This window comes from Paenibacillus massiliensis 2301065 = DSM 16942 (assembly GCF_000377505.1).
Taxonomy (GTDB): domain Bacteria; phylum Bacillota; class Bacilli; order Paenibacillales; family Paenibacillaceae; genus Paenibacillus; species Paenibacillus massiliensis.
This window is the reverse complement of sequence record NZ_KB898186.1, coordinates 189,180-212,691: the sequence shown is the minus strand read 5'-3', so window position 1 is coordinate 212,691 and position 23,512 is coordinate 189,180. Positions and strand designations below refer to the sequence as shown.

Sequence of the window (23,512 nt, the reverse complement as noted above, 5' to 3'; positions counted from 1 at the left end):
GCACCAAAAAGTACCTACATTACTTTCAGGTACTTATATCACTAAAAAGTACGTACTATTCATCTGTATTCCTTCCAGTCATAATAGCACTTACCTGCTACACATCTCAATATTTAGGAGTGATCCATTTCATGTCTACATCTAATGCACGGAGCAGGCTGGCTCTGCTAGCTCTTGCCGTTAGCGCATTTGCCATTGGAACGACCGAGTTCATTAGCGTAGGGCTGCTTCCCCTGATCGCCAATGATCTTCATATATCCGTTACGACTGCTGGCCTGACCGTCACCTTATATGCGCTGGGCGTCATGCTCGGAGCACCGATTCTAACCTCCCTGACCTCAGGAATACAGCGTAAGCACCTGCTGATCGGGATTATGCTGGTCTTCATTCTCGGCAATAGCCTGGCTGCTGCGGCTCAAGGCATTGTCCTGCTGCTGGTAGCCAGAGTGCTATCTGCTCTCGCCCATGGTCTATTCATGTCCATCGGGTCCACCATTGCTGCTGATCTCGTGCCTGCAAGCCGACGAGCCAGTGCCATCGCCATTATGTTCTCCGGCCTAACAGTAGCAACCATTACCGGGGTTCCGCTGGGCACCATGATTGGACAGCAATGGGGCTGGCGCGTTGCCTTCATTGCGATCGTCATTATTGGTATAGTGAGCTTGATAGCCAATCAGCTATTAGTACCTGCAGATCTACGCGGAGGCTCGCTAGCTTCCATGCGAGACCGGATCAAGCTGCTTACGAATCAGCGGCTGCTGCTGGCTTTTGCCATGACTGCTCTAGGCTATGGCGGAACCTTCGCGGTATTCACGTATCTCGCACCATTGCTGCAAAATATCTCAGGCTATCGTGAATCGACGGTGGCCGTCATCTTATTAATCTATGGGCTAGCTATTGCGCTCGGTAATATTATTGGAGGGCGAGTCGCCAATCAAAAGCCACTACGAGCACTCTTATTCATGTTCATAGCTCAATCCGTCGTCCTGTTCATTCTCGGTTGGACTGCAGCGGACTCCGTGCTTGGGCTAATAACGGTACTGCTCATGGGCTTGCTGGCCTTCATGAATGTACCAGGATTGCAGATTTATGTTGTTACTCTGGCTGAGCGATATGCTCCTACTGCCGTGGATTTCGCTTCTGCCCTGAATATCGCAGCCTTCAATGCGGGGATTGCGTTAGGTGCATTCATCGGCGGACAAGTAACCGCAAGTATCGGGCTTATCCATACCACCTGGGTGGGTGGACTCATGGTCGCTTTAGCTGTACTGCTGGTTCTATGGAGTCTCAGTCTACAGCGGCAAGAGACAACCACCACCGCACATGCGAATACTGTCCGTTCGCACACTAAGCAGACTAGTGTATGACACGCAGTAGGACCAAGAGGAGGGCGCCAAGCACGAGGAGCTGCACGTGGCACGAATGGGTCACTTTAAGTAAGAGCGCACTGACACAGTAGCTGGCACATTGCATGGCCCAGTGAGTATTTGCAATAATAGGACCAACTGAATGCAAAGGAGTGAGCAACATGCATTACCGCCGTCTGGGGCACAGTGGTCTACAGGTATCTGCATTAGGACTGGGCACGAATGCCTTTGGGAAACGAGCTGACGAGGAGAGCTCCATTCGAATCATCCACACCGCGCTCGATGCAGGGATACAATTCCTGGATACCGCCAATATCTATGCCAACACAGAGTCGGAACGCATCATTGGTCTTGCGCTGCAAGGGCGACGACATGAGGCTGTGCTGGCGACCAAGGCCGGATTACCTCGCGGACAGGGGCCGAATCAAGCTGGTTCTTCGCGTCTCCATGTCCAGCGCGAATTGGAGGACAGTCTTCGTCGCCTCAAGACTGACTATGTAGATCTGTATCAGATTCACACCTTCGATCCATCAACACCACTGGAAGAGACTCTTCGCACATTGGATGATCTGATATCTGCCGGTAAAATCCGCTATATCGGAGCATCTAACTATGCAGCCTGGGAGCTCATGAAGGCACTCAGCATCAGTGAGCAACAGCGGTTCGCTCGTTATATATCCGTCCAGGTCAGTTATTCCCTTGCAGATCGCACTCCTGAGAGAGAGCTGATGCCTCTCTGCCTTGATCAGGGCATCGGTATTATCCCTTACTTCCCCCTTGCTGGAGGAATCCTGACAGGCAAATATGCTCAGGGACAAGTTCCTTCAGGGTCCAGAGCAGACACGGACCCTAACTTCTCACGCTTTCTGAGTCCAGATCGGATTCAACTCGGGACAGCGGTTGGAACGCTGGCTGCTGAGCTGAATACCAGTCCTGTAGCTCTGTCACTGGCCTGGCTCATGCACCAGCCTGCGGTCTCTACGGTTATTGTAGGTGCCACTCGTCCAGAGCAGCTGCTTGAAAGCCTGCCAAGTGTAGACTTGTCCTACAGTGACGACATCGCACAGCGGCTGGAGAATGCGAGCAGCCGTTATATTCATCAGGAGCCTTTTGCTGTATATCGCCTGCCCGTAGAATAATCACACCTGAGCAGACCCATGGGGATGGAACCATCACTGCATGAGTAGAGAATAGCAGGTGGACGGGCTCCATATCGTGAATACAACCATCATTACAAGGTAGCCAATACTGCGGGAAGTGGCCACCGCTGCATGGTCTAATTCAAAGACAAGAAGGCTGCCCTTAGGCAGCCTTCACATCCTTTCCATAGTCTGACTATGCATCTCTATAGCTTGATCATGGACTGCCCATTGGCAGAGACGCTCATGCACACTTGAATCCGCAGATTACGTACTATGACAAGCATTCTGAATCTTAATTCCCTGGTCCGCTGTTCAGCTGTCCTCGCAAATGGGCAACGTTCACTCGCTCCTGCGCCAATTGAGCTCGCAGCACCTCAATCTGCTTGCCAAGCTGCTCGGATTGCTGACGCATCTCTTGCAGCTTCTTATCCCTGCTGTCCATATACTGCTTGCGTTCCCTGAGTAGCTTATCGCCCTTCTTCTCATACTCAAGATACTGAGCTTGATCCAGCTGCATCCACTTGAGTAATTGTGGAACCTTGAAGTCCGTATCAATCTGCTTGCTAATCTGATCCTTCCTGCGACCTGCATAGCATATATATTTGCTCTGTACCTCGACACTCAGTTCATCAAAATAGGACTCCAGCAGTCTACACAAGCTCCCCACATAGAAGGACTGCTTATGATCATGAAAGGGAAGGTAGCCGAAGGGCACCGTAATAATGACCCTCCCTCCCTTTTTCAGCAGACGATGAGCAGCTGACAGCAGCTTGTTAGGCTGAGAGAAATGCTCCAGAATCTCCCCCATGATGACCGTGTCATACGTACCTTCCTTAGGCTGCAGCATCGTTATATCCTTGAGTAGAAAACGCGCCTTCTTTTGCACCAGCAACGATTCCTTCATCAGCTCACTCTTGGCATACTTGATGCTTGTATCCTCGATATCAATTCCTGTGACCTGAAAGCCTTCGCGGGCTAGCAATATGGAGGTGATCCCTTGACTGCAGCCAATGTCGAGCACTGTGTTCCCCACCACTCGCTTGCATATCCAGTGTACGCGCTGGCGTGTAGCTTCATGGGACTGCTCGGAATTCACCAAGCCATAATAGCGCAGATTCACCTGATCATTATTCGCCATCTGACTTTACCTCCCGCCTATTATCCAAGCGGTTATCTGAGCGGACGGGCATCCGCGGCCAGCATGCCGCCTCTTTTCAACAAATTCGCAATCCCCTCTTCATCTAGAAGATTTGCATTGGAATGGTATTTGTCAAAGGTAACCGCCGGATATGTCTTATACCTCTCCACCAGCTCCGTTGAAGGATGGGAAGGCAATATGACATAGTATTGCTCGCTGTACTTGTAGGTGTATGGAGATTCATACGGTGACACCAGGTCCTCATGCAGCTTCTCTCCCGGGCGAATCCCGATCTCTCTAAAGCCTACCTCACGCTTGGCTAAGTACTTGCCCAGTGTCTTGGCCAGATCCGTAATCAGACAAGCATTCATCTTCATCACGAACGTCTCCCCGCCAATTGCCGCATGTGAAGCCTCTAGCAACAGATCAATGGCCTCCGAGACGGTTAGGAAAAACCGGGTCATATCCTTTTGCGTAAGTGTGAGATCCTGACCATCCAGAATCTGCTGCTTGAACAGTGGCACCACGCTGCCATTCGTCCCCAGCACGTTACCTCCGCGGATACATACAAAGCGGGTATGCGGACTCAACCGGTTGGCTCGAATCATCAGCTTCTCTCCGAGCGCCTTGGTCATGCCGTAGAAATTAATCGGGTCCACAGCCTTGTCGGTAGAGACATCAATAACCTTTTCCACCCGCTGCTCAATACTGGCCTTAATAATATTCTCCGTGCCAAGCACGTTGGTCTTGAGCGCTTCCTGCGGGTATTCCTCACAGACAGGCACATGCTTGAGCGCAGCGAGATGGAATACATAATCCACACCGCGGCAAGCCTCATGAACGGCCTCATAATCCCGTACGTCACCAATGATGAACTTGATTACATCCGACTGAAACGTTCGCTGCATTTTGACCTGAGAGAATTCATTACGGGACAAGATACGAATCTCGCGCGGGGCTTTCTTAAGCAGCTTCCGAGTCAACTCATACCCCCACGATCCCGTACCACCTGTGATCAGAATCGTCTTGTCTTTGAACATGAGAATCTCCTTCCTGTCTTGGAATGTTAAAGGTAGCTACCGGTTCGGTATTGTCCTACTCTGGATTTGAATGCCCAAATGCTAACTACATAAAGTCATTCAGAATGTTCTTCATATTAGCGGGGGTCAGTCTGGTAATATGCGCCGGCAGCCGCTTCTTAGAGGTTATGGAAGGATGCACGATGTTGACATAGTTACGCGGCTTCAGTAGCTCATGGCGCATCTTGATGGCATAGCCGTGTCCTCCGGGAAGCTTATAGCGCTTGCCAGCCATGAAGGCTTTAACACTATAGATGAGGGTATAATATTGCGGTGATTCAAAATACATCGGTATCATGCTGTTCTCTACGGTATCCCACATGTAGCCATTCTGGGTAATCAGCACTTGGGTGATAGGCTTATGCTTGAACTGGTGGAGCTGTTGGACGAAGGTCTTGTGAAAGAGATCATCCGAATCCTGGCGGGCGATGTACAAATCCTCATAGCCTGCAATATAGGCTTCGGTCTGACGTTTGGCCTCGATACTGGTCACAAAGCGGATATGTGGTGGAAGCGGTGGATATTTGCCTAGAACAGACTTGATGATCTGCTCGCAGTCGCCTGCTGTCTTGATTAGACACAAATAATCTTGATTCGTCTGCTTCTTCAGACTTCGCAGCGTATATTTATGAAAGATGGCGATCCGGTTGGCAATCCACGACTCCGTCAGCCTTGCAGGGTCGATGCCATAGTTGTTGAAATTGATTTCAATCACAACTCTTTTGCTTGACATTCACTCACTTCCTTGCGTTGATATCCTTCTCCTATGCTCGCAGCATATATTAACTTATGAATGAACCTTTCAATTGGAATGGACAATCGCTAGCTATTAGAAAAGATAGTTATTCGCTAGCTCTGCCGCGATATGGTATCGGGTGCAAAGGCGGAACAGGTTGTTTTTCTGACTCCAATCAGGTCTGGAGTACAAGCGTCCGCACGCTTTTGTTCATAGAATCTCTACGAGGAGATGCAAGCTGCAAAGGAGTGTGCTGATATGGCCAATAGCGTCCATCTGGGGCAAGAAGAAGTCATCCGAAGAATTGGTATGGCCCTGGAGACAGGGCAACCCTTTTCACTGGTTCGGATTGGCGACGGGGAGAACCTGGTACTGTCACAAAATTCCGTCATGTCCATGGATGATATCCTGCAGGAGCCTTGGGTCATCAAAGCCAATCAGGGACACAAGGGAGTGAAGCTTCCTAATATTTCACTCAGGAATCTACTGGTCCGTTCAATCCGCAGAGCCAGTATTGTAGGTCTGCTACCCCCCGGGGATCAGATTATCCAGGCTCCTACTTATCTCAAGCGAGAGCTGACGAACAAGATCATGACCCACTATCAAATCCATCCCACACACACCTGTCCAGCATGGATCAATCGCCAGCTCGCGCAGAACCCGCGGTTCTGGGCCATGCTGCACGGACGACGAATTATGCTCATGTATCAATCGATTGCGCAACTGAAGAGCGTACTGCAGAATGATCCTTACCGGATGCAGGTTACGTTGACCTACCCGTTCGTCCAATACGGACAGATGACTGAAGCTCTACAATTCATGATTCGTAACCAAGACAAGTTCGATGTCGCTTTGATTTGCTGTGGTGTAAATGCAGTCGTTCTGGCACAGAAGGTGGCCGAGTTGACAGGTAAGGTAGGTATTGACTTTGGCAAGGCCTCCAACATCCTGATTAAAGGCAAGCCGAATTAGAGTAGCTGCACTTCATTGAACTTAGCACTTCATTGGACTTAGCTCTTCAAGCGCATAAGTAGCACAAAAAAGCAATCTTCACTCGGAAGATTGCTTCTACATAATAGTCATTTGTAAGACTACAGGATGATTGGCCTCGATTAGTCACGACTGCGCAGCTTCGCGAGAAGACGGACCATCTCCAGATACAGCCACACCAACGTAACCATCAGGCCGAAAGCACCGTACCACTCCATATACTTGGGTGCCCCCTGCTCAGCCCCTCTCTCAATGAAGTCAAAGTCCAGGACCAGATTGAGCGCAGCTACTACAACGATGACGAGCGAGATAATGATACCGATCAGACTGTTATCATGAAGATAAGGTACGGTAATACCAAAGAAGCTCAGAACAAAGCTCAGCAGGTACATTAATGCAATGCCTGCAGTGGCAGCAAATACGCCTAATCTGAAATTCTGGGTAGCCTGAATGACCCTTGATTTATAAGCCAACAACAGAGCTACAAATACACTCATGGTCAACAGAGCGGCTTGCAGGGTAATTCCATAGTATAAAGCCTCGTAGTTCGCAGACAGTGCTCCCACGAACAGACCCTCCGCAATAGCGTATACAGGTACCAAATATGGCGCTGTTGTTGGTTTGAAGGAAATGATCAAGGCCAGAACCAATCCTGCAATAGCTCCACCGATGATGAGTCCTCCCACTGAATACCCGTTGAAATACATGGTCCAGGAAACGATAGCTGCACCGATTAGAATGGCCAATGTCATGAATGCCTTGTTGACCGTGCCCCCAATCGTCATTGGCTCGTGTGAGCCATAAAAGTCGTCCCGTTCAAAAGTGTTGTCATTTAATGTCGGATTACCACTACGTCCTACCAAAGTTGCTCCCCCTAATAGTCATATTTTCTCAAATATATCATATCATGCTTATAATAAGCTTATTTTTATTTGATCCTATGTATATGCTTATAATCTCGTATTCAGACTGCTAGCATAGCCAAAATTCAAAGCTCACATCAATATAACTTAAAAAAATCTATTTATGTTATTAATTTTATCTTTTCAGGAATATTATGGTCTTTCCGACATACGCTAATTAAGGTATAATTTGTCGGATGCTGAATGCTGTGATTAATATTACATATTTTTGAGGAGGAATTTATTTTTTTATGGAATGGTACTTAAAGGTGTTGAAAAATTATGTTGGCTTCTCTGGAAGAGCAAGACGCAAAGAGTACTGGATGTTTGCGCTATTCAATGCTATCGCTGTTCTAGTTCTTGCCATAATAGGGCAACTGATTGGCATTGAGCTTCTACTAGTCTACCTGTACTCTCTGGCTGTTATGCTTCCTAGTTTGGCCGTAATTATTCGTCGTCTACATGATATCGGCAAATCCGGTTGGTGGTACTTGCTTAGTTTCGTTCCATTCGGTGCTTTTGTTGTACTGTATTTCATTTGCCTCGATAGCGAGCCAACGGATAATCAATATGGACCTAATCCGAAGTTCTCTGGAGACAAATACTAATTTCTTATAACAGCATGCAAAATACAGCATTTGAGCATAGAAGAGACCTGACTCACTCTGAATCAGGTCTCTTTTTCTCTCCTTTTATTCTATTAATCATGAATATACCTCCTGAGCAGGCTACAATCACATCTGTTCACTATGTACTGAGCTCCGCAGCAGTGGTCCATTCCCGACACAAAGCTTTCCCAATTTATGCTCTATGCGAACGTGTTCACATCCGTTATACTGTAGGCTGTATCATTTCCGTGCGGAGATGACGAACCCATAATATTGGAGGCATTGGCAACACATGCAAAGCGCATCGCATACTCAAGTCAAGATTGTAACGGCCGATCCTAGCGGGATTGGTCTATTCGGGCTGGCGATCGTCACACTCGTCGCTTCGTCCCAAAAGCTGGGCCTGACTGAAGGCCTTGGCCTCGTCATTCCATGGGCCGTATTCCTGGGAGCTTGTGCCCAGCTACTAGCATGTCTGCTGGATGCCAAGCACAACAACACCTTCGGCATGACAGCCTTCGGAGCCTATGCGTTCTTCTGGTTCTCTATGGCAGCTGGCTGGATGATCAAGCTCGGCACGTTCGGCCCTGAGCTGGCCGCTCAGGTGGATGGACGTCAGCTTGGCTTTGCATTCGCAGGGTACCTGATCTTCACCATCTTCATGACCATCGGGGCCATGGAGACACACAAGGTACTATTCTTCATTTTCCTGCTGATCGACTTCCTGTTCCTTGGACTCACACTGAACGCCTTCGGAATTGCAGAGGAAGCATCACACGCACTGGCAGCATACTCTGAGATGGCGATCGGTTTGCTATCCCTTTATGGCGCAGGCGCAGCGGTACTGAATGTCCATTTTGGACGAGTGTTCCTTCCTGTAGGACGTCCGTTTGGTATTTTCAAGCCTCGCAGCTAGCCTATTCACTTAGGTATTTAGAAGCTATTCAGCGTAAATGAAGCCCGAGTTAGCTCCTGCAATGTATGCAGGGGCTTTTTGGAATTTTGCCTATATGAACAGCTGCATATCCGACTGAAGCGCATCCCCCAAATATGCCTGGGCATCCATAATCTCAACTTCTGGAATGAACTCCTCTGGCTTGAAGCCCATGATCTCGACAGACAGCTTGCAGGCACAGAACCGAACATCCTTCTTGCGTGCCCCCTTAAGGTAATGAATCAGCTTTGGAGCCTCGTGCTCCTCGATCATATCTGTCATCATCTGTTTGCCCAGTCCACTGAAGTTCATATGTGAGAGCGGCAGCTCCTCCGGTCCCTTGGGTGTCATCCAGCTCATCATTTTCTCATGCAGCGTCTTGCCTTCGTTCGTCATTCGTTCCGGGTCACGCAGCACCAACAGCCCCCAGAATGCAAAGAAAAGCGTCACCTCCACGTCCATATCCCGAGCAGCATTAGCCAGAATCAATCCAGCCATGACCTTATCGTAATCCCCACTGAAGATTAGCAGGTTCATCTTTTTGCCCATTACACAGCCTCCCAGCTTGAATACATACCACAGCCATGGATCATACTTCTTGCCCCATATATCGAAATGAATCCCGATGCTTCACTGCATCCCTTTCTGGATGACTGAACACGGATATCCCTAACCATGCACTGTCTGCATAGTATGGTCCTTCCTGCTCAGGGTATACCAAAAAACCGGATACGAATGCATCCGGCCACATGGTTCATATGATGAACAAGCGTACTCGCTATCATTAGCTAAAGGTTAATTGATAACTTAGGTTCACTCACCGCCGAAGAGTGCTTCATACGCCGGGCATGGCAGCTTCTCCAGATATTCCTGTAAGGCCTGTGGCCTATTCTGATATATATCACTCAGAGACGTACCTTGATAGATATTGCCGATCACCACCGGATGACAGAGCTCACAGATAATGATGTCTCCGTTCCCGTGCAAATGAAGCTGACGAGTACCATCTACGCAATTGGAGAAGTACACCCCAGGCTGGCCTTGAAGTCCGAGACGATCCGCAAAGCGATCCATACATGTAAAGTAAAGTATCATATCTTCCTGCTTATGCGCAATGAGCTCCTGAACCGAACGAACCAGTGCTTCGCGTGAAGCGATCTTGTTCCAGCCACGATGATCCATAATGATGCTGTTCTGGATCTCATGGATTCTGACACCCAGATCATATACACGATCACTGATGTCCAGCATCCGGCCCTGTGTCTCATCGAACAGTAGCGTCTCCAACACGGTGCTGATACCTGCTTCTGTACAAGCTCGAATGTTATGTTCGATCTTCGCATGGACTTGGGCAGGCACTCGATAGTAAGCAGCATACCGCTCAGCATCCGTAAAGTTATATGAAATGTGAATATTGGACACACCAGCTTCATGTAGCTGCATGACACGCCGTTCATTAAGCAGGCTGGCATTCGTATTCAGCTGTGTATCAATCCCATGGCTGGAGCAGTATTGAATAATGTCCAGACAGTCCTGAAATCTCAGGGTGACCTCACCGCCGGACAAGCGCACCCGCTTCAGCGTAGGTAGCTCACTGATCACGCGAATGACCTCTTGGCCGCTGATGCAATTTCCGTCATCACGCTTATAGGCACAGCAGTAGTCGCATTTGAGATTACAATTCGAAGTTACACCAACCTCCAGCCCATCCAGCTCATATTGATCTGGCTGCTGCAGCTCAAGTGCTTTGTATACATTTCCTACGGTCAAAGAAGATACCCTCCCGGTTCCTGAATTCGCCTCGTTACCTTGACCAGATCGAATGTGAGTGTAGAGCCGCTTCCCTAGGATCACTCACATGAACTTAGACTCGGTCAAGGTATTAATGGCTTAACTAAATAATTATAGCGAAGGGAACCGGGCTCGGATATGACATACCTTACGTTCGCAGATGAGTTGACGTTGGCCGTTGACGTGACTTATTCCTTCGGCTGACCTGCCGCCTCCCACGCTGCAATCTCCTCACGCACACGTGGGGCTACTTCTGTCCCGAGCAACTCAATTGCCCGCATGACTTCCTCATGAGGCATTGTACCCAGCGGTACATGCAGCATGAAGCGAGTGATGCCGACTTCCTTGCGCAGGTGAATGATTTTCTTGGCTACGGTCTCAGAATCCCCAACATACAGAGCACCTTCAGGACTACGAGCCGCATCGAAGGTCGCACGACTGTAATGGCCCCAGCCACGTTCACGGCCAAGCATATTCATGACAGCCTGAGCAGGAGGGAAGAACTTCTCAGCTGCTGTATGATCATCGTCCGCAATGAAGCCGTGCGAATGAGAGGCAACGGTTAACTTGGAGGCATCATGACCTGCATGTGCTGCTGCCTTCTTGTACAGCTCCACAAGTGGAGCGAATTGTACGGGGCGTCCACCAATAATGGCCAATACCAGTGGCAAACCTAGCAAGCCAGCACGAACGACGGACTCCTGATTACCGCCGCTTCCAATCCAGACAGGCAATGTCTGCTGTACTGGACGCGGGTACACACCCAGATTATGAATAGCTGGCCGATGCTTGCCCTCCCAAGTGATTTTCTCCGACTGACACAGCTTCAGCAACAAATCCAGCTTCTCATCGAATAGCTCGTCGTAATCATTCAAATCATAGCCAAACAATGGGAACGACTCGATAAAGGAGCCACGCCCCGCCATGATCTCAGCACGACCATTCGAGATCCCGTCCAATGTCGCAAAATCCTGGAACACCCGTACAGGATCGTCTGAGGATAAGACCGTAACCGCACTGGTAAGCCGGATTCGGGAAGTCTGAGCAGCAGCCGCAGCGAGTACAACAGCAGGGGAAGAGGCTGCATAATCCACACGATGGTGTTCGCCGACACCATAGACATCCAGGCCAACCTGATCAGCTAATACGATCTCCTCTACTACCTCACGCAGCCGCTGCGCATGACTCATGACCTCGCCTGTCTTCACATCCGGTGAAGTCTCCACGAATGTTGTAATTCCAATTTCCATGTTAATAGCCTCCCTATACGATGATTTTTGAATATCATATTTACAACCTTTTGGTTAGCAACTTACTTAATTCTACTCACAACTTATCTTTATATTGAACTATTTTCTCTATACTTGCAAGCCTCATTCATCAAATTTTGTGCGTAATTAAGATGTATGTGGAGACAGGCATCTTTTCAAGGTGTACATTATGTAAATAAAAGGATATAACTCTAATTATTGCATGAATTTAAGGCGAATAATGAGGGTGTTTATTCCAATTTTTGTATGTTACTCTGTATAAGAAAGCGCTTACAATATATAGTGAAGGAGACAAGTTAACCATGATCAAGCGTAAACGAAAAGCCTTTCTACCGTTAGCCGTCATTGCCGCTTTGCTCCTCAGTGTATTCCCCTCCGCCTCTTCTGCTCAGGAATCAGGCCGTGAGGGCATAGTCACCTCCTCCAATGCTACTCCGAGTTCATTGCAGTCCTACGTTGAGGATATGGCTCCCGGCTGGAATCTTGGTAATTCACTGGACGCTGTAGGCTCTGACGAGACTGCATGGGGCAATCCACCCATCACACAGCAATTAATTCAGAACGTCGCAGCCCAAGGATACAAGAGTATACGTATTCCTGTCACCTGGAACGCTCACATCGGCCCTGCACCTGATTACACCATTAATCCTGCCTATCTGAATCGGGTAGAGCAAGTCGTGAACTGGGCACTTGACGAAGATCTATACGTCATGATCAATCTCCATCATGATTCCTGGGTGTGGATCAGCCATATGGAACAGAATCGTACACAGGTCCGAGCCCGCTATGATGCTGCCTGGGAGCAGATTGCTGAACGCTTCAAGAACCATTCCTCCAAGCTGATGATGGAGAGCGTCAACGAGCCTCGCTTCAGCGATGGCGGTACTACCAGCGAAGCCCTGTCCTTCAGCATGCTTGAGGAGCTGAACGTATCCTTCCACGATATCGTACGTAGCTCAGGCGGCGAGAATGCCACACGTCCGCTTGTGCTCTCCACATTGGAGGCATCACCAACACAAGAACGAATGGACGAGCTCTACGACACGATTGAGCAACTGGATGATCCGAATCTGATAGCCACCGTCCACTTTTACGGATTTTGGCCCTTCAGCGTAAATCTTGCTGGATTTACCACCTTCAATCAGGAGGTACGCAGTGACATCACGAACACCTTTGATCGAGTATACAACACGTTTGTCGCACGCGGCATTCCCGTCATCCTGGGTGAATATGGACTCCTCGGCTTCGATAAGAATACCGACGTCATTCAACAGGGAGAGAAGCTGAAATTCTTCGAGTTCCTGGGACACTATCTACAAGATAAAGGAATTGCCCCGATGCTATGGGATAATGGACAGCACTTTGGCCGTCAATCCTTCACATGGTCTGATCCTGATCTATTTGCCGTTATGAAGGCAGGCTGGACAGGACGCTCTGCGACAGGGAATAGCGATCTGTTATTTCTAAGAGCCGGAGAGTCCATTACAGACAAGCCACTGCCCGTGAATTGGAACGGACACGGACTGGTCTCGCTGAAGGCAGGAGCCACAGCCTTGGTGGAAGGCGAGGATTACACAATCAGCGGTAATACCCTTACTTTGAAGGCTGATACACTGCAAGGCCTGATCTCTAATAATACTCATGGCCAACAAGCCGTGCTGACAGCCAAATTCAGCGGTGGAGCAGACTGGAAATGGCACATCATCGTATACGACACACCGCAGCTAGGCAGCACTACAGGCACGACTAACAGCTTCCAGATTCCGACTCAATTTAAGGGAGATCGACTGGCCACCATGGAGGCCGTATATACGTCAGGCGGCAATGCAGGCCCGCACGACTGGACATCGTTCAAAGAATTCCACACCACCTTTGTTCCGCAGTACAACGCACAGCACATTCAATTGCAGCCTGAATTCTTCAATTCTGTACGTGATGGACAGGTTAAGCTGACCTTCCACTTCTGGAGCGGAGCCAAGCTGGATTACTATATTACGAAATCGGGCAATAGCGTTACAGGCCAATCACAGCCTTAAGGATGTCCATGGAATTCGGTAGCAAGGCTACGCTACCCTTGCCCCGACCTCGAAAAATAGCCGATCCCGGAGAACACGCTCTCTGGGATCGACTACTTTTAATGATTAAAGAGTTCAGGCCATACAAGAGTTCAAATAACCCTACATTAGTACATCTATCTATTCGCCTCGCACCGTGTTCACTGCTACTTCCAGTGCAGATATAACCTTGTCACACCACACATCAAATTCCGGGTCCTCTGTCTGCAGCTCAGGATGCTCCAGAATATGCTGCACGGTCCGACGAATCCCCTGATCCAGGCGCGTCGTAGCCACGAAGCCAGGGACCAAGCGCTTAAGCTTGGCATTATCGAAGACGACCGAATGTGCTTTGTCGCCCAGCAGCCCACCGCGATAATCCTTGGCACCACCACATGCAGCCAGAAAATCCGACGGTACATATACGGCCTTGAGTGGTACACCCAGCGTATCAGCTACGATACTGTACACCTGATTCCATGTCACCGTCTCGTCAGAAGTGATATTCACAGCTTCCCCAATCGCATGGATATTGCCCATAAGCCCGATGAAGCCTTTGGCAAAATCACTACTGTGCGTCATCGTCCACAGCGAGGTACCATCCCCGTGAATGATAACAGGCTGATGATTCAGCATCCGCTTGGCAACCTGCCAGCTGCCCTTGGCACCCGATACCCCAAGTGGAATGGAGCGCTCACTGTAGGTATGGCTAGGCCTTACGATCGTGACCGGAAAGCCCTGCTCCCGGTACTGTGTCATCAGGTAATGCTCACAGTCGATCTTATTTCGTGAATACTCCCAATAAGGGTTGGCGAGTGGAGTTCCCTCCGTAATCCGATAGTCGGATAGCGGCTTCTGGTAGGCGGAAGCAGAGCTGATGAAGATATATTGCCTGGTCTTGCCTTGGAAAAGGCGAAAATCTCTCTCTACATCCTTCCAATCAAATGCAATGAAATCCACCACCACATCGAACTCATGTCCCTCCAACAGACTGGACACCTGCGTCTCATCATGAATATCTCCCTGTAGAAGGCGAGCACCTTCCGGCAGAGAAGCATTTCGCGTTCCCCGGTTGAGTAAGTACAGCTCACAGCCCTGCTCCAGCAGAGAGCCTGTAATGGCAGAGCTAATCGTCCCCGTTCCTCCAATGAATAATGCTTTCATGACGTCTGACACCTCCATCTTAAGAATCGACATTGAATCCCTGTCCAATCCCACCATAACATGCAGCTCTATGAATCACAATTCTGGTTGGCTCAATCATCATTCGGGAAGACTAGGATTCACCATAGATACAAATGTCCCTGTCTCCAATACGGATCTACGAGATACAGAGCTACAAGTTACAGGTTACCGTATGTAAATAACAGAAGACTTGTAATATAACACCCTTAGGTGTTATATTGAACTAAACAAAAAGAACACCCCTTGGTGTCACATTATAAAGGAGGCCCTTATGCCTGAAAAATCATCTATTCCCGACATTCGAAAAACCGTGCAATTGAAAGCTCCGATTGAGAAGGTGTGGAATGCTGTAGCTACAGCCGAAGGAATTGCAGCCTGGTGGATGCCGAGTACATTTGAGCCTATTCTTGGCTATGAATTCACTCTTCATGCCGGGCCGTTCGGAGACTCTCCATGCAAAGTGATCGATATTGACCCTAATTCACGATTGGAGATCGCTTGGGGCAAGGACTGGCGGCTCATCTTTGAGCTGCGGGCTATTACCTCCCACACGACTGAATTTACATTGATTCACACAGGCTGGGATGAAGAGACGGTTACCGAGTTCGGGCAACCGCATGCAGCCATCAGGGAACGAATGAACGGGGGCTGGGAAGGCATCGTTCACGACAGGCTTGTCCAGTATGTAGAGGGTTAACTATGTCTGCTACAGCTACCAAATATGATGTATTCCAGGCCATTGCCGACCCTACACGCCGCCAGATTCTGCATCTGCTCGTTGGCCAGGAGATGGCGGTCGCTGCTATCACAAGACAATTTCCCATCACACGTACTGCGATCAACAAGCATCTGTTCGTGCTAACAGAGGCCGGACTGGTCCAGCCGCAGCGAGTAGGGCGCGAGACGCGTTATACCCTTCAATCTGAGCCGCTGTCACAGGTCCAACAGTGGGTGCACTTCTTCGAGCCGTATTGGGATGACAAGCTCCGGGCTCTTCAGAACTATGTAGAGGAACCTTGATCAACCGTTGCTCATGTACATTACACATCTCACGTCGCACCTAGTACCTTAACCGGACTATATGTAAATGTGAGTATATATCTGCTGCAAGCGGAAGTCCTGTCGACTGCTGTTCAGCTTCAGCCAAAAAGGATCGGTCATGGGGATATCCCACATGCCGATCCTAGTAGTTACATAACCTGTTACATGACCTGCTCCTGAGATTCATGCCAATGCAGTAGTCTCTTCTCTGCGTACCCACACAGCGTGTATAATACCAGTCCCATGACGCTGAGGATCAGCACCGCTGTCATAATGAGGTTGATATCATAGGTCTCACTACCAAGGATGACCAGATAGCCGAGTCCAGCCTTGGCGCCGATCATTTCTCCAATGACCGCCCCTGTGATCGCGTAGGTAGTTGACACCTTCACCCCCGCCATAATGGAAGGCAGAGAATACGGAATCTCCACCGAGAGGAACTTCTGGAGCGGACGAGCTCTAAGGACATGTAACAGGTCCTTCATATTGGATTCCACGGAGCGAATCCCAATGATGGTGTTCACCATGATGGGAAAGAATACAACCAGGATCACCAGTGCAATCTTGGAGCTCGCCCCGAGGCCGAACCATAAGATAAACAATGGAGCGATTGAGATTTTGGGCGTAATTTGGGCCAGCACGACATAGGGCGTAATTAGACGCTCCATCAGCTCACTTTTGGCCAGCACATATCCGAAGACCAAACCAAGCACACAGCCAATGCCAAAGCCCACAGCAATCTCATACAATGTAGTTGTAACATGCTCACTGAAGCTGCTTGTACTGGTTATACGAATGAACTCCGAGGCATATTTCAACGGTCCAGGCAAAATATGCGCAGGTACTTGAGACACAGATACATACACCTGCCACAGGACCACGAAGATCAGAAAGGTCAACAGTGTAATAGTGGTCTTGCGTACACTCTTCCTCATATTATCACCTGTGTTACTTCAGATTGGTCAGTACCAACTCCTCGGCTGGGAACGACTCGGCAATAATGCCGAACTTCTGCTGACTGTCGATAGCTGTCTGCCATCTTGCCATGTCTGCTGCTCCGTAACCCTCTGTCTTGGTGAGCTCACTTTGCCACAGGTAAGGAACGAATACGTCATTGAAGATCTTGGCTACAACTTCTTCTTTACCTGCAAAAGTAGGAGCGTACTTCTCGACGGACATTTGGATGGAGGATTCTATGTTACCGTCCTTAATAATGTAGTCCAGCGCTTGATCCAGTGCTGTGGTAAATCCGATAACGTCTTCCTTGTTGGAAGCCAAGTACGACTCTGAGGTCACGACAACGTTACCAAAGGAAGGCAGAACCTCGTCCGAGCGGAACTCTGCTACATCCTCGCCACTATTCTGCAGCTCAACCGTTCTCAGCATGGAGAAGATGATCGCATCTACTTCATCGGCAACCAGAGCATTCACGATCGCGCCGCTGCCTACAATCTTCACGTTAACGTCACGAATACTGAGTCCGTGGCTTTCAAGCAATACTTGCAGCTGTATGTAGTTGGGGCTGCCATAGCTGGTCACAGCAATCGTCTTGTCCTTAAGATCCGCAGGAGTACTGATACCGCTGCTCTTCTTGAAGATCGTGGCACCCAGGCCATGCTGGTATGTAGTGTGTACGACTTTTACCGGGAGATCCTGAGACTTGGCTGTAACTACCGTGTCTGCATTCGGAAAGCCGAACTGTACGTTATTAGCAGCGACATTCCGTATGATAGTAGCGGCATCGGCATACAGGAACTCCACATCCAGTCCTTGCTCCTCGAAGAAGCCTTGCTCCTTGGCGACATACATTGGAGCATAATAAGGTACCGCTGCCCCATCAATCTGAACAGTAACCTTGCGTAGCTCACCGTTAGCAGCCTCTTTCTTCCCGGAATCCTGACCTGTGTTCGCAGAGCCATCACTGCTCCCCGTTGCTCCGCACGCTGTCAGCACACCGATCAACAACACAGACATCAGTAACATCATTACTTTCTTCATACCATGTTCCCCCTACGTGTAATATTTTTTTATATCTAGACCTTAGCATTACTAAGACGAACATCTCTGCACAGGCCAGCTATGATCTGCTCTGCTTGGAGTCGTGCCAGAACAAGAGACGATTCTCCAATAGGCCGATGCACGCATAGAAAATAATGCCCACAATAATAGTGTAAATAATGGAGGCGAACAGCATGGGTGAGTTGTAAGTGGTGCTGTTGAAGACCAGCAGGTACCCTAGTCCATTCTCGCCAGAAATCCATTCCGCTACAATAGCCGCAATGACGGCCTGCACCATCCCCACCTTCAGACCAGCAAAGATCTGTGGCATGGAATACGGAAGCTCCACCTGCAGCACCTTCTGCCACCAATTCAAGCCTGTAATCTGCATGAGTCCCTTAAGGTTATATGTAATACTCTTGAGTCCGAAGACCGTACCCAACATGACCGGAAAGAAGACCATCGAGATAATCAGTACCAGCTTGGAGGTAAGTCCCAATCCGAACCAGATGACGAACAAGGGTGCCAATGCAATTTTGGGTGCGGTCTGTGCCAAGAGGATATACGGCATCAAGGCCTCCTCTAGCAGCTTGACTTTGCCAATTAAATAGCCCATTACACAGCCCAGAAGTATACCAAACAGGAAACCGGCAAAGACCTCGCCTGCTGTCACGGAGAAATGAAACATGAGATCCTGCGTGGTGAACATGTCAATCATAGCTACTCCTACAGCTGAGGGTGTAGGCAAGAGGAATGCTGGGACATCAAAAAAATGAACATATAACGACCAAATCAACAAGAGAATGAAGACGGCTGCGACATATTCCCCGATTACTCTAAGTCTAGCCATCCTATCCCAACACTTCCCGAAGAGTCTTGACATAATTAACGAATTCAAGCGTCTCCTTCACCTCTACCGTGCGGGGACGAGGCAGCTCGATATCCATAACCTGATCAATCTTGCCAGGACGGGGAGACATGACAATGACCCGATCGGATAAGAATACAGCTTCGGAAATACTGTGGGTAACGAACAGGATCGTCTTCTTCGTCTCATCCCAGATTCGCATCAGCTCGATGCCCATCTTGTCACGGGTCAGCGCATCAAGTGCGCCGAACGGCTCGTCCATGAGCAATACATCCGGATTATAGGATAACGCACGCACAATGGATACACGTTGCTTCATCCCACCAGATAGCTCACGAGGATAAGCATTCTCGAACCCTTTTAACCCAGCTAGCTCCAGTAGCTTATCCAGGTTGCTTAAACTGTCCTTGCTCAGCAGCTTCTTTACCTCAAGCGGGAATCTGGCGTTCTGTAGTACCGTTTTCCAAGGGAGCAGCGTAGCATCCTGAAATACAAATCCGATGTTGTCGGCCGAATCCTTCCAGTCCATCTGGCCGCTTGTGGGCGGCTCCAGATTGGCCAAGATTCTCAGCAGGGTTGATTTTCCACAGCCCGAAGGACCGATGATCGAGATAAATTCACTTTGTCTTACATCCAGATTGATATGTGTGAGAGCCTGTACTTCCCGTCCACCACTGCTTTTGTAGACCTTGCTTACATCCTGTATGCGAATTGCGGCTGTCGTCACGTCGATGAACACCCCTTTTCTGATATGTCGTGCTGTAATTGGTCCTCATACTTAAGAATTCAGATGTCATTCCTTACCGCAAAACACGCATCCAGAACCGCCGTAGCCGCCTTGGCATGAATCGTATGATAATCCGCATCTGGCACCCACTGCTCCGTTGTCCGACTGACATGAGCAACCAGACAATTCGCTGCTCTGACCCCATACATCGAGGCAAGCACATAGATGGCTGCCGTCTCCATCTCGCAATTCAGAATTCCACGTAGCTGCCAATAGGACATCAAATCCTCAGGGTTAGGTCCTTGCCCGATCGCTGGCTTACGTCCTTGGCCTAGATAATATGTCTGTGTCGTAAGCCCAATTCCGGTATGTACAGTGAAGCCTTGCTCATGCGCAGTTCGCAGGAGAGCTCCTACCAGTAATGAATCAGCAACTGCAGGATAACCATCTGGCACATATGCTCCTAATGTCCCCGCTTCACGTGCCATAGCGTGGTTCACGATCAGATCCCCAGGGGCAATGTGCTTCTGCCAGGCTCCGCAGCCACCGACTCGCACCAGCATACGGGCTCCCAGTTCGATCAGCTCGATGACCGCAATCTCTGTGGAGCTGATTCCGATGCCCGTGGAGCAGACCGAGACTTTACGCCCCTTCCAATATCCGCTTATCAGCTTGTACTCACGATTGTTGCAGATCTCCTCAGACTCGTCCCAAGCCTCCGCCAATACCGCTACTCGGGCTGGGTCGCCCACGAGCAGTGTAACTTCGCCGAGGTCCTCAGGACGGACCTCTTTCAAATGCAGGGGCATCATCTCTCAACTCCTTCTTGCCTTCATACGGTGTTACCGTTCCACTGATTTCCGGCCAACTCGATGTCAGCCAAATCTAGGAACCGTCATCACAGATGGATATCCGCTGTTATCCGCACACCGACCGCTTTCCCCCTTATCTTAGCCGCCTATTCCTATTAGCCTGACGATGAAGGCGGCCTGACTCCAGTCTATTGCAGTAGTCTGTAACAAAAGGGGAGCTTATCCAGCGCTTCCATCCCCAGTATGATTATATACGACTAATTACGGGGGACACAGTGCTCCATATCCCAGAAATCATAAAAATATACCCGTTTATTCTGTAATTTTCGACACGTTTAGACATTCAGCCCATATTGAGCTATCCATCATCGAACCCTTTTCACTTGAGAAATAGGACACACCCTCCTGATGAGATCGAACTGCTCACTTGTGTGTCCCGAGCTCAGGATGACTAATGACCTGCAGAGAGTGAACTGCTGAATAGCGATATACAACAAAGAGACCGCCTGGAAAGGCAGTCCCTCTAGATGTTAACCACATTGCAATATGACCCAGACTCGTTCAAAATCACCGTTCTTCAAATCGTCCTCGTGTATCCAGAAATAGATCATTCCGAAGTCACCCCAGATCAGTCCCAGCTCCTCCACAGAATCAATCTGGAGCAGTAGCCTCCAGCCCTCTGCACCCGGCTCCAGCTCCTCGCGCCTTGGATCTCGGTAGCCGAAGGCATCGCCACAATTAATTCCGTTTGATACCAATTGAGTTTGTAACTGCATGTCGCCCTGAATTGGGTCTGGATGTCCGAGGAAGCGATGGATAACTGTATTTGCGCCGTTATGCTCAACCACGCTCTCCCTGAGATCCATGTACTTATCCATTTCATCAGCATTTGGTCCCAGCCGTTTCATCTCCAGCGTCCTCGGTGGAAGCAACGTCGTTTGCACAGAAAAGTTGACTGCGAATGCCTCCTCCTCGGCTTCGTCACGAGTCATCAGTCCTGCAGGCTTGGCTTTGCGTTCAAGTCCTGCCATGTCTGCGACATATATTACCTTCCATTGCCCCGCCTCTTCTGGATCAAAGCCCCACGGTTGATCGACTGCTTCATAGAAAAAGGACAATAACCCTGACTGCGGTAGTGGTTCAGGCTTCCATGGTACTTCGTCCAGCTGTATTTGTGCGATAAACGTCAGAGGCTTCCCGTCATACATCGGCCAGTCAACGGAAGCAGACAGGTCGGGATTCCCTCCGATTTTTGAAATCCCGACTACGATTTCGTCATCGGTCGCTGGAGTGACATGTATCCGGTTCGACAAAAGAGTCGTCTGCTCCAGTGTTCCCCCCATACGGTCGAGACCGCTCTCTGCTATTAGTTGTAGTACGTGTTCGTCTTTTAGCATGATGACAACCTCCGTCCTAGACTTTGTAGTAGTTATAACAATTATACATACTATAAACTGAGATCTACTATCTACACTCGTGCTAGAAACAAACTACTTATATTCTCTGTTAATCTTCAAGCCTATCTATTGCGAACATACCACAATGTCTATATCCGTCTCTTCAAAAACTTCTTGAATGATCTGCCGGGTCTTATCCCAACGAAGCCGATCCAGTCCGCAGCCAATACGAGGCATGGCGATCTTGTCGATTCCTGCCTGCACACACTGGTTCCTCATGTCCACGAGCGCTGCTGTCAGCGTGGCATACGAAGGCTTCTGCCAATATTTCGGCTTCGTGACCAGGTTCAGCACACGGCCCACCTGATAACAGCTTCCTACATCCAGTGGCTTGATGCTCGCCTGCTCCCGCAGCGAATTCAGATCAAAATGCTGACAAAAGGCAACCGCAATGCCCGCGCCCATCTTCGCATCAGCAGAGATACAATGCGCCAGCAGATAGCGCTCCTCTACAGTGAATAAATCCTGTTCCCGCTCTTGAAATGTCATCCTAACCTCCTGAATCAAGACATATCTACCGTGCAGACCAGACAGACATGTAGCAAATTCTACTCTCTACTCTTCAGCATTGATATTCATGTCACCATTGGAAAAGCTGTCGATCGCATTTCTGCGAAGCCGATGATATTACCGAGACGCAGCCAGCTGATCCCTCACCTCTGTCAAGGCGAAGCCTAGCAGATTCTGCCCACGCCATTTCATCGGATTCTCGGCATCCGGGTTGCTCTTCCCCATTCCAATACCCCAGATACGGTCTCGTGGGCTCGCTTCGACAAGAATTCGCTGCTTCGTATTCATCAGCACTTGGCCCAGATCCTGATTTTGCGTGAACTTGGCCACGTTCCCTCGTTTAACGATATCATAGCGCTGCTGCTCCCAGAGCTGCTGATCGAAGTCCTTCACTGCTCGACCATAAGCCTTCATTTCCTTCGGATGACGTGCCTCCAGGATCTTCTCCAGCATCTCCTCATCTCCGAACAGCCGCGCTTTCTCTGCCATCATATACTGCTCGGTGCAAGAGTACGTCACGCCCTCAATCTCAAAGCTACACTTCCACCATTGACTGAAGCAGCTCGCATTCAGTGTGCCGTCAGCAGGCGGTGTGTGGCCCCAGAACATCATATATTTAAAGCGGCTCCCTGCCTGATAAGCACGGCGCAGCTGTTCCACATTATAGATCATAATTTTCATCTACCTCCCCCATGTATCTACTTGCCCTATGTAGCTTCTTGCATCATCGTCATATGTTGTCTTCTGCATGTTACGTCCAGCGCTACTCTCATTTCCCTACAACAAATTGCTTTAAGATCAACGAAGGCACTAAAGAATGTGTTTGCGTCTAAATGAACCTATCACGTATAGCTGTTTTGTTATTCATTATTTAATAATAACTAATTGATAATAACAAAATA

Annotated in this window: 24 protein-coding genes; 8 read left to right on the top strand and 16 right to left on the bottom strand. The window is 49.2% G+C overall.

Annotation, left to right across the window (positions count from 1 at the left end; all coding sequences use genetic code 11):
* Window positions 1-131: 131 nt before the first annotated feature.
* Window positions 132-1,367 (top strand): MFS transporter, encoded by a 1,236-nt coding sequence (locus D328_RS0104900; RefSeq protein ID WP_018883846.1) that lies wholly within the window; start codon window positions 132-134, stop codon window positions 1,365-1,367.
* A 161-nt stretch (window positions 1,368-1,528) separates the two neighbouring features.
* A complete protein-coding gene (locus D328_RS0104895; RefSeq protein ID WP_018883845.1) occupies window positions 1,529-2,506 on the top strand; it encodes an aldo/keto reductase in 978 nt (325 codons plus the stop codon).
* Between the two features lie 295 nt (window positions 2,507-2,801).
* Here the strand turns inward: D328_RS0104895 and D328_RS0104890 are convergent, their stop codons facing one another.
* The 3 genes from D328_RS0104890 to D328_RS0104880 all read right to left on the bottom strand — a co-directional run bounded on the left by D328_RS0104890 (window position 2,802) and on the right by D328_RS0104880 (window position 5,459).
* Complete coding sequence (locus D328_RS0104890) at window positions 2,802-3,647, bottom strand: class I SAM-dependent methyltransferase (RefSeq protein WP_018883844.1); 846 nt, start codon at window positions 3,645-3,647, stop codon at window positions 2,802-2,804.
* Window positions 3,648-3,679: 32 nt separating this feature from the next.
* On the bottom strand, window positions 3,680-4,687 hold the full coding sequence (locus D328_RS0104885; protein ID WP_018883843.1) for a polysaccharide biosynthesis protein: 1,008 nt from the start codon (window positions 4,685-4,687) through the stop codon (window positions 3,680-3,682).
* Window positions 4,688-4,772: 85 nt separating this feature from the next.
* On the bottom strand, window positions 4,773-5,459 hold the full coding sequence (locus tag D328_RS0104880) for a glycosyltransferase (protein WP_018883842.1): 687 nt from the start codon (window positions 5,457-5,459) through the stop codon (window positions 4,773-4,775).
* Window positions 5,460-5,720: 261 nt separating this feature from the next.
* Between D328_RS0104880 and D328_RS0104875 the strand changes: the two genes are divergently transcribed.
* Window positions 5,721-6,434 carry a GT-D fold domain-containing glycosyltransferase gene (locus D328_RS0104875; protein WP_018883841.1) on the top strand — a complete coding sequence of 238 codons (714 nt, stop codon included), beginning with the start codon at window positions 5,721-5,723 and terminating at the stop codon, window positions 6,432-6,434.
* Window positions 6,435-6,574: 140 nt separating this feature from the next.
* Here D328_RS0104875 and D328_RS0104870 read toward each other — a convergent pair whose 3' ends face one another.
* Window positions 6,575-7,315, bottom strand: a complete 741-nt coding sequence (locus D328_RS0104870; protein WP_018883840.1) for a Bax inhibitor-1/YccA family protein — start codon at window positions 7,313-7,315, stop codon at window positions 6,575-6,577.
* Between the two features lie 290 nt (window positions 7,316-7,605).
* Between D328_RS0104870 and D328_RS0104865 the strand changes: the two genes are divergently transcribed.
* Window positions 7,606-7,962: a DUF805 domain-containing protein gene (locus D328_RS0104865; protein ID WP_018883839.1), complete on the top strand. Its 357-nt coding sequence runs from the start codon at window positions 7,606-7,608 to the stop codon at window positions 7,960-7,962.
* A 292-nt stretch (window positions 7,963-8,254) separates the two neighbouring features.
* The gene (locus tag D328_RS0104860) at window positions 8,255-8,878 is read left to right on the top strand and encodes an acetate uptake transporter (RefSeq protein WP_018883838.1); all 624 of its coding nucleotides are present in this window, start codon (window positions 8,255-8,257) and stop codon (window positions 8,876-8,878) included.
* Between the two features lie 90 nt (window positions 8,879-8,968).
* Here D328_RS0104860 and D328_RS0104855 read toward each other — a convergent pair whose 3' ends face one another.
* The 3 genes from D328_RS0104855 to D328_RS0104845 form a co-directional block, all read right to left on the bottom strand.
* Entirely contained in the window at window positions 8,969-9,445 is a 477-nt protein-coding gene (locus D328_RS0104855) for a DsrE/DsrF/DrsH-like family protein (RefSeq protein WP_018883837.1), read from the bottom strand.
* A gap of 264 nt (window positions 9,446-9,709) precedes the next feature.
* Entirely contained in the window at window positions 9,710-10,666 is a 957-nt protein-coding gene (locus D328_RS0104850; RefSeq protein WP_018883836.1) for a radical SAM protein, read from the bottom strand.
* A gap of 209 nt (window positions 10,667-10,875) precedes the next feature.
* Complete coding sequence (locus D328_RS0104845) at window positions 10,876-11,937, bottom strand: LLM class flavin-dependent oxidoreductase (RefSeq protein WP_018883835.1); 1,062 nt, start codon at window positions 11,935-11,937, stop codon at window positions 10,876-10,878.
* A gap of 323 nt (window positions 11,938-12,260) precedes the next feature.
* On the opposite strand from D328_RS0104845, the gene D328_RS0104840 reads away from it, so the two are divergent.
* Window positions 12,261-13,994 (top strand): cellulase family glycosylhydrolase, encoded by a 1,734-nt coding sequence (locus tag D328_RS0104840; RefSeq protein WP_018883834.1) that lies wholly within the window; start codon window positions 12,261-12,263, stop codon window positions 13,992-13,994.
* Between the two features lie 159 nt (window positions 13,995-14,153).
* Here D328_RS0104840 and D328_RS0104835 read toward each other — a convergent pair whose 3' ends face one another.
* Window positions 14,154-15,176 carry an SDR family oxidoreductase gene (locus tag D328_RS0104835; RefSeq protein WP_018883833.1) on the bottom strand — a complete coding sequence of 341 codons (1,023 nt, stop codon included), beginning with the start codon at window positions 15,174-15,176 and terminating at the stop codon, window positions 14,154-14,156.
* Window positions 15,177-15,468: 292 nt separating this feature from the next.
* Here D328_RS0104835 and D328_RS0104830 point away from each other — a divergent pair, with 292 nt between their 5' ends.
* Together D328_RS0104830 and D328_RS0104825 are read left to right on the top strand one after the other, a co-directional pair.
* Window positions 15,469-15,894 carry an SRPBCC family protein gene (locus tag D328_RS0104830; protein WP_018883832.1) on the top strand — a complete coding sequence of 142 codons (426 nt, stop codon included), beginning with the start codon at window positions 15,469-15,471 and terminating at the stop codon, window positions 15,892-15,894.
* Window positions 15,895-15,896: 2 nt separating this feature from the next.
* Entirely contained in the window at window positions 15,897-16,217 is a 321-nt protein-coding gene (locus D328_RS0104825; RefSeq protein ID WP_018883831.1) for an ArsR/SmtB family transcription factor, read from the top strand.
* Between the two features lie 182 nt (window positions 16,218-16,399).
* Here D328_RS0104825 and D328_RS0104820 read toward each other — a convergent pair whose 3' ends face one another.
* From D328_RS0104820 to D328_RS0104785, 8 genes are all read right to left on the bottom strand, one after another.
* Window positions 16,400-17,173 carry an ABC transporter permease gene (locus D328_RS0104820; protein ID WP_018883830.1) on the bottom strand — a complete coding sequence of 258 codons (774 nt, stop codon included), beginning with the start codon at window positions 17,171-17,173 and terminating at the stop codon, window positions 16,400-16,402.
* A 13-nt stretch (window positions 17,174-17,186) separates the two neighbouring features.
* The gene (locus tag D328_RS0104815; RefSeq protein WP_018883829.1) at window positions 17,187-18,236 is read right to left on the bottom strand and encodes an ABC transporter substrate-binding protein; all 1,050 of its coding nucleotides are present in this window, start codon (window positions 18,234-18,236) and stop codon (window positions 17,187-17,189) included.
* Between the two features lie 79 nt (window positions 18,237-18,315).
* On the bottom strand, window positions 18,316-19,086 hold the full coding sequence (locus tag D328_RS0104810) for an ABC transporter permease (protein ID WP_018883828.1): 771 nt from the start codon (window positions 19,084-19,086) through the stop codon (window positions 18,316-18,318).
* A gap of 1 nt (window position 19,087) precedes the next feature.
* Window positions 19,088-19,831, bottom strand: a complete 744-nt coding sequence (locus D328_RS0104805; protein WP_018883827.1) for an ABC transporter ATP-binding protein — start codon at window positions 19,829-19,831, stop codon at window positions 19,088-19,090.
* Between the two features lie 59 nt (window positions 19,832-19,890).
* On the bottom strand, window positions 19,891-20,643 hold the full coding sequence (locus D328_RS0104800; protein WP_018883826.1) for a nucleoside phosphorylase: 753 nt from the start codon (window positions 20,641-20,643) through the stop codon (window positions 19,891-19,893).
* A gap of 530 nt (window positions 20,644-21,173) precedes the next feature.
* Entirely contained in the window at window positions 21,174-22,040 is an 867-nt protein-coding gene (locus D328_RS0104795) for a YwqG family protein (RefSeq protein WP_018883825.1), read from the bottom strand.
* Between the two features lie 126 nt (window positions 22,041-22,166).
* Window positions 22,167-22,589, bottom strand: a complete 423-nt coding sequence (locus tag D328_RS0104790) for a macro domain-containing protein (protein ID WP_018883824.1) — start codon at window positions 22,587-22,589, stop codon at window positions 22,167-22,169.
* A 138-nt stretch (window positions 22,590-22,727) separates the two neighbouring features.
* Window positions 22,728-23,282 (bottom strand): NADAR family protein, encoded by a 555-nt coding sequence (locus D328_RS0104785; RefSeq protein ID WP_018883823.1) that lies wholly within the window; start codon window positions 23,280-23,282, stop codon window positions 22,728-22,730.
* Window positions 23,283-23,512 lie beyond the last annotated feature (230 nt).